Origin of the sequence: Pseudomonas lactucae (assembly GCF_016937615.1) — a bacterium.
GTDB classification, from domain to species: domain Bacteria; phylum Pseudomonadota; class Gammaproteobacteria; order Pseudomonadales; family Pseudomonadaceae; genus Aquipseudomonas; species Aquipseudomonas lactucae.
In genome coordinates this window covers 1-6,451 of record NZ_JAFHKI010000166.1, presented here as the reverse complement: position 1 = coordinate 6,451, position 6,451 = coordinate 1, and the positions used below count along the sequence as shown (strand labels likewise).

The 6,451-nt window shown below is 60.8% G+C and carries 7 protein-coding genes; 2 read left to right on the top strand and 5 right to left on the bottom strand.

Going from position 1 to position 6,451, the window contains the following annotated elements; translation table 11 throughout:
• Nucleotides 1-76: 76 nt before the first annotated feature.
• The 5 genes from JWR98_RS25720 to JWR98_RS25700 all read right to left on the bottom strand — a co-directional run bounded on the left by JWR98_RS25720 (nucleotide 77) and on the right by JWR98_RS25700 (nucleotide 4,646).
• Complete coding sequence (locus JWR98_RS25720) at nucleotides 77-328, bottom strand: YfhL family 4Fe-4S dicluster ferredoxin (protein WP_017530944.1); 252 nt, start codon at nucleotides 326-328, stop codon at nucleotides 77-79.
• Between the two features lie 102 nt (nucleotides 329-430).
• Entirely contained in the window at nucleotides 431-910 is a 480-nt protein-coding gene (gene coaD, locus JWR98_RS25715; RefSeq protein ID WP_003176711.1) for a pantetheine-phosphate adenylyltransferase, read from the bottom strand.
• Between the two features lie 103 nt (nucleotides 911-1,013).
• Nucleotides 1,014-2,609 (bottom strand): GMC family oxidoreductase, encoded by a 1,596-nt coding sequence (locus tag JWR98_RS25710; RefSeq protein ID WP_078735082.1) that lies wholly within the window; start codon nucleotides 2,607-2,609, stop codon nucleotides 1,014-1,016.
• A gap of 35 nt (nucleotides 2,610-2,644) precedes the next feature.
• Complete coding sequence (locus tag JWR98_RS25705) at nucleotides 2,645-3,190, bottom strand: twin-arginine translocation pathway signal protein (RefSeq protein WP_078735081.1); 546 nt, start codon at nucleotides 3,188-3,190, stop codon at nucleotides 2,645-2,647.
• Nucleotides 3,191-3,218: 28 nt separating this feature from the next.
• Complete coding sequence (locus JWR98_RS25700; RefSeq protein ID WP_078735080.1) at nucleotides 3,219-4,646, bottom strand: coniferyl aldehyde dehydrogenase; 1,428 nt, start codon at nucleotides 4,644-4,646, stop codon at nucleotides 3,219-3,221.
• A 146-nt stretch (nucleotides 4,647-4,792) separates the two neighbouring features.
• Between JWR98_RS25700 and JWR98_RS25695 the strand changes: the two genes are divergently transcribed.
• Both JWR98_RS25695 and JWR98_RS25690 read left to right on the top strand, forming a co-directional pair.
• A complete protein-coding gene (locus JWR98_RS25695) occupies nucleotides 4,793-5,464 on the top strand; it encodes a TetR/AcrR family transcriptional regulator (protein WP_003176707.1) in 672 nt (223 codons plus the stop codon).
• Nucleotides 5,465-5,496: 32 nt separating this feature from the next.
• Nucleotides 5,497-6,351, top strand: coding sequence for a sulfurtransferase (locus tag JWR98_RS25690; RefSeq protein ID WP_205491537.1), 855 nt, complete (start codon nucleotides 5,497-5,499; stop codon nucleotides 6,349-6,351).
• The last annotated feature ends 100 nt before the right edge of the window (nucleotides 6,352-6,451 follow it).

Genomic DNA, 6,451 nt, shown 5'->3' with positions numbered 1-6,451 from the left:
CATTCTCATGTTGGAACTCGGTCAACTGTGGGAGGGGGCTTGCTCCCGATGGGGCCCTTACAGGCACTAAAGAACCTCAAGCCTTACCGGTAATGTTCCGGTACTTCTCCATCAACTGCTCTTGCGTCTCAGGATGGGCCTCATCCAGCGGAATGCAATCCACCGGGCACACCTGCTGGCACTGAGGTTCGTCATAGTGGCCGACACACTGGGTACACAGGTTGGGGTCGATCACGTAGATCTCCTCACCTTGGGAAATAGCAGCGTTCGGGCACTCGGGTTCGCAGACGTCGCAATTGATGCAATCGTCGGTGATGATCAGGGACATGGAAACTCCTGCCAGGGCACTCGGCCAAGGCATCTGAAAACTAATGCGCGCAATTGTGCCGCATTGGCGCCCGCAGTGCGAGCGGGCGCCGATTAAGCGGTCTTACTTCTTGAAGCGCAGCGTCAGCGCATCCGCCACGGCAGGGTGCACGAACTTGGTGATATCTCCGCCCAGGGCGGCAATTTCACGGACTAACGTCGAGGAAATGAACGAATAACGCTCAGACGGCGTAAGAAACAGGCTCTCGACGTCCGGTGCCAGTTGGCGGTTCATGTTGGCCAGTTGGAATTCGTACTCGAAGTCCGAGACCGCGCGCAGGCCACGCAGGAACACGTTGGCGTTCTGCTCCTTGGCAAAATGCGCCAGCAGAGTCGAAAAACCCACGACTTCTACGTTAGGCAGGTGCTTGGTGACCTCTCGCGCCAGCTCTACGCGCTGTTCCAAGGGAAACAGCGGGTTTTTCTTGGGGCTGGCCGCGACCGCGATGATCACATGGTCGAACAAGCGAGAGGCGCGTTCGACCAGATCGCCATGGCCTTTGGTAATCGGGTCGAAGGTACCTGGGTACAACACTCGGTTCATCGCGTCGTCCTGGCGGAGTCCGTTGGGGAACCGGATGGTATCGCAGCCATCCCGGTCGGCCAAGTCGACTTATGTAGATAGAGGCCGCGTATCGAACGTTTTTTCACGCTGTTTTCAGACGTTCGGCCAATGCAACGGCCAGTTGTGCGGTCAACCCGTAGACCGATAATTGCGGGTTGGCCCCAATACTGGTGGGGAATAGCGAGCCATCGTGGATCGACAGGTTACGCAATTGGTGATGACGACCGAGGCTGTCGGCCACTGCGTTTTTCGGGTCTTCACCCATGGCGCAACCGCCCATCACATGGGCGCTGCCCAGGCAGGTGCGGTGCAGTTCCAGGTTCAAACCGTCGATCAAGGTGCGGGCTTCGGCGAGGGTTTTGACATAACGCGCATCGTGGTGCAGCGGTTTGACGGACGTGGCGCCCGCCGCGAACTGGATCTCGGCCATGCTGTGAAAGGCCCGGCGCAAGCCGTCCCAGGCGTACGGCGAGACCTGATAGTCGAGCACTGGCGTGCCGTCGCCGCGCAGTTCCACGTTGCCGCCCGGGCTGTCGGGGTGAAAGCCGTCGCGCAGCAGGGCGAGCATGGCGTGGGTGTTGGGCAATTGGCTCATGTCCAGAGCGTTTTGCGTGCCGTAGCCCCCCAGCAAGGTGCTCGCCAAGGCCGGATGCAAGGGGGGCGCCTCAAGCTTGTAGGACATTTTGCCGGTGGTGCCATCCTGCCATTGGAAGTGGTCGGAGTAGATCGACTGCGGCGCGCCGTAGAACGGGTTGATCACCTCGTCGAACAGCGCGGCGGAAAAATTCACCAAGTGCAAAAAGGTACGCTTGCCCAGCCGCGAATGCGGGTCGGGTGCGTCCGAGCGCATCAGCAATGCCGGGCTGTTGATGCCGCCGCCCGAGAGCACATAGTGTTTGGCCTTCACGGTGATCTTGCGTCCGGTGGGCGCCACGCAACGGGCATCCATCGCCAGGCATTCCAGGCTGCTGATGCGGTCGCCGCTGTAGTTCAGGCGTTCGGCGCGGGCCAGGTACAGCAGCTCACCGCCCTTCTCCAGGGTGGATGGGATGGTGGTCACCAGCATCGATTGCTTGGCATTGACCGGGCAACCCATGCCGCAATAGCCCAGGTTGAAGCAGCCGCGCACATTGCGCGGGATCACGTGCCAGCTGTAGCCCAGTTGTTCGCAGCCTTTGCGGATGACGTCGTTGTTGGCGTTCGGCGGTATCGCCCAGGGCGCGATGCCCAGGCGTTGTTCCATCTTCTCGAACCACGGCGCCATCTCGGCACTGCTGTGGCCTTTCACTGCGTATTCGCTGGCCCAGTGGGCGAGGGTCGCGTCCGGGGTGCGGAAGCTGGAGGTCCAGTTGATCAGCGTGGTGCCGCCCACCGCCCGGCCTTGCAGGATGGTGATCGCGCCGTCCTTGCTCATGCGGCCGATGCCTTCCTGGTACAGGCTGGTGTAGGCCTCGTCTTCGAGCAGCTTGAAATCGCTGCTGGTCTTGAGCGGGCCTTCTTCGATCAGCAGCACCTTGTAGCCGGCGGCGCTGAGGATCTCGGCGGTGGTGCCGCCACCCGCACCGCTGCCGATGATGGCGACGTCGGCTTCCAGGGTCAGGTCGCTGTCGAGGGCGGCGCCGTTGTGGGTTTTCCAGCCACGGGCCAGGCCTTCGCGAAACAGATCGGGTACGGGCATCAGGGTCGTCTCTTGTTTTTATTGGGGGATGCGGATCAGATCTTCGGCGGGCCGGGGTAGCCGCAATGGGCCCAGGACGCCGGTTGGAAGTACCAGGCCATGATCACCAGCTTGAGCAACGAGCCCTGGCCCATGCGCAGCAGGTTCAGGTAGCTGTTCTCCCAGCGGTGCAGGAAGTTGCGCATCTGCTCGCTGTCGGCGTTTTCCCAACTGCCCCAGATACCGGTCAACGGGCCGCGGGTGATGCCCATACTCAAGACGTCGAACAGTTGCTGGGTGAGCTTGAACATCTCCGGCGACAGGTGCTTCAGGCTGAAGTCGAGCTTTTTGAGGGTGTCTTCGACGCCATTGGCGATTTGCTGGGCGCTGGCCACGCCTTCCAGCAATACCGGGATCACCGCACGTAAAAATGGCAGATCACTGCTGCGCAACAGCGCGAAGCCGTTGGCTGGCGTGCTGCTGGAGCAGCCGCTGAGGCTGGCGCCCAACCCGGCGGTGGCCAGGAAGGCGCTGGCGCACAGGCCGATTTTCAAGACGCCGCGCCGCGACAGCGCAGGTGTTTCAGTCAGGCTAGGGTTCATTGTTATTGTTGTCCCATGAGTGGCGGTATCAGCGAACGAACAACTTCTGGATCAGCTTCTGAATGGATTTACCGTAGGGCGGGTAGATCAACCTGGCGGCGTTCAAGCGCTGTTTCACCAGCACACCCTTGGCCTTGCTGAAGGTCAGGAAGCCTTCATGGCCGTGGTAGTGGCCCATACCCGAAGGGCCGATGCCGCCAAACGGCATGTCGTCCTGAGCCACGTGCAGCAGCGTGTCGTTCAGGCATACACCGCCGGAATGGGTTTCGTGGAGTACGCGGTTCTGTTCGCCCTTGTTGTAGCCGAAGTAATACAGGGCCAGTGGGCGAGGGCGCTGGTTGATGTAGGCAAACGCCTGGTCGATACCGCGATAGGGCACGATCGGCAGCACGGGACCAAAGATTTCATCCTGCATCACCGTCATGTCGTCGCTGACATTGAGCAACAGGCTATGAGCCATCCGTCGCGCCTGGCCCTGTTCGTACAGCGCAATCAGGGTGGCGCCCTTGTCGGTGGCGTCCTTGATGTAACTGTTAAGCCGCGCCAACTGCCGCTCGTTGATGATCGCCGTGTAGTCCGGGTTATCGGCCAGCGTCGGATAAAACCCGCGAACCGCTTTACTGTAGGCCTCGATAAACCCCTCGACGCGGTCTTCCGGCACCAGCACGTAGTCCGGCGCCACGCAGGTTTGTCCGGCATTCAAGGCTTTGCCGAAAGCGATGCGTTCGGCGGCGTCCTTGAGCGGCACGTCAGCGGAAACGATGGCTGGCGATTTGCCCCCCAACTCCAGGGTGACCGGTGTGAGGTGTTCGGCCGCCGCACGCATCACATGCTTGCCGATGCTGGTGGCGCCGGTGAACAGCAGGTGGTCGAAGCGCAGCTTGGAAAACGCCATGCCCACCTCGGCTTCGCCCAGCACCACGCATACCAGGTCTTCGGGGAAGATCTTCGCCAGCAGCGTTTTAAGCAGTTCACCGGTGGCGGGGGTGGACTCGCTGAGCTTGAGCATCACCCGGTTGCCCGCCGCCAATGCACCGACCAATGGCCCGATGGCCAGGAACAGCGGGTAGTTCCACGGCACGATCACCCCGACCACGCCCAACGGTTGGTAAATGACTTTGGCTGACGCCGGCTGGAAGGCAAGACCTACCGCACGGCGGGAAGGTTTCATCCAGCCCTTGAGGTGTTTGCTGGCGTAGTGGATGCCGTGCAGGCTGGGCATCAGTTCGGCAAACAGGGTTTCGTCCGCGCTGCGGTGGCTGAAGTCCTGGCTGATGGCGTTGATCAGTGCCTGGCGTTCGTCGCTGAGCAGGTCGCGCAGGGCCTTGAGCCATTGCAGGCGCTGCCCGGCCGGTGGCATCGGGTTGGCCGCATAGGCGCGACGTTGGGCGTCAAACAGGACGTGGAGTTGATCCAGTGCCTGGGGATCTTGCAGATAGGCAACGTTGGCAGACATGGCGCGGTACCGATTGTTATTGGTCTGCCTGGATTTTTAGAGTCATTACTCTAAATTGTCAAATAACATTGCAGCAATATCCAGATTTATCCTGGCAAGGATAGGCCGTAAGATGCTCAATCACGTGTATAGAAGCTGATTCCCTTATGGCACCACGAGTAAAGACCAGCGAACGCATTGTGCAAACCAGCCTGGAGCTTTTTAACCAGCAGGGCGAGCGCAGTGTCAGCACCAACCATATCGCCGCTCACATGGAAATTTCACCGGGCAACCTGTACTACCACTTCCCCAACAAGCAGGCGATCATCGCCGTGCTGTTTCGTGAATACGAAGCGCTGGTAGACAGTTTTCTGCGCCCACCGCAGGGACGCGGGATGGTCGTGGAGGATAAGCGTTTTTACCTGCAGGCCGTGCTGGCCGGCATGTGGCGTTACCGTTTCCTGCACCGTGACCTCGAACATCTGCTGGAAAGCGACCCGGAACTGGCCACCGGCTACCGGCGTTTTTCCCAGCGTTGCCTGGTCCAGGGCGGCGCCATTTATCAGGGATTTGTCGATGCCGGCATCCTCAACATGGACCCGGTGCAAACCGAAGCCCTGACGCTCAATGCCTGGATCATCCTCACCTCCTGGGTGCGATTTCTGTGCACCACCAATGAAAACTCCGCCCACCTGAGCGCCGAAGCGATCAAACGCGGTGTGTATCAAGTCCTGGTGCTGGAGGCGGGTTTTGTCACGCCCCAGGCCAAAGAGGCGGTGGATGCGCTGTTCAAAGAGTTTTACGTGCCGTTGAACCAGGCATTGGAAGAAGTGAAGTAGACCTTTCCCCCATGCATTCGCAGGAGTTCGTCATGCCGCTTGCCCAACTGATCAACCCGCAGTCATTGGCCGAGCGTCGCGAGACCGGCGGCTGGGTGATCCTCGATTGCCGCTTTGCCCTCGAAGACCCGGATTATGGGCGCTGCAGTTATGCCGAAGGGCATATCGACGGCGCGCAGTATGCCGACCTGAAGCGCCATCTCAGTGGACCGGTGATCAAGGGGGTGACCGGTCGTCATCCGTTGCCGGAGCCGGATACCTTTGCCAGGCAGCTGCGGGCCTGGGGGGTCAACGCCGATACCGATGTGGTGCTGTACGACGACGGTCCTGGCGCTTATGCCGCCCGTGCGTGGTGGTTGCTGGCCTGGCTGGGCAAGCGCGATGGCGTGTTTATCCTGGATGGCGGCCTCAAGGCCTGGCACAGCGCCGGGTTCCCATTGAGCCTGGATGCGCCGACGATCGAGCCGGGGACCTTTGTCGGCAAGCCGGATAATCACCTGCTGTTGGACGCCGAACACCTGCAGAAACGCCTGGGCCAACCGGGCATGACCTTGATCGATGCGCGTGCACCCGCGCGTTTTCGCGGTGAAGTGGAACCCATCGACCCGATTGCCGGGCATATCCCCGGTGCGCAATGTGCGGCGTTCAACGAAAACCTGGGCAGCGACGGTCGTTTTCTGCCGGCCGAGCAGCTCAAGCAACGGTTTGCCGCGCAATTGCAGGGGCGCTCGCCGGAGGAACTGGTGGCGTATTGCGGTTCCGGGGTGACGGCGTGTCATAACCTGTTTGCGCTAAGCCTGGCGGGTTATCCGTTGGGCAAGTTGTATGCGGGGTCGTGGAGTGAGTGGATCACGGATCCGGCGCGGGCGATCGCTACAGGCGACTGAGTTCCCAGCCGTGTAAACCCAATCCAAGTGTGGGAGGGGGCTTGCCCCCGATTGCGGTGGAACAGTCAATAATATGTCGACTGATATTCCGTAATCGGGG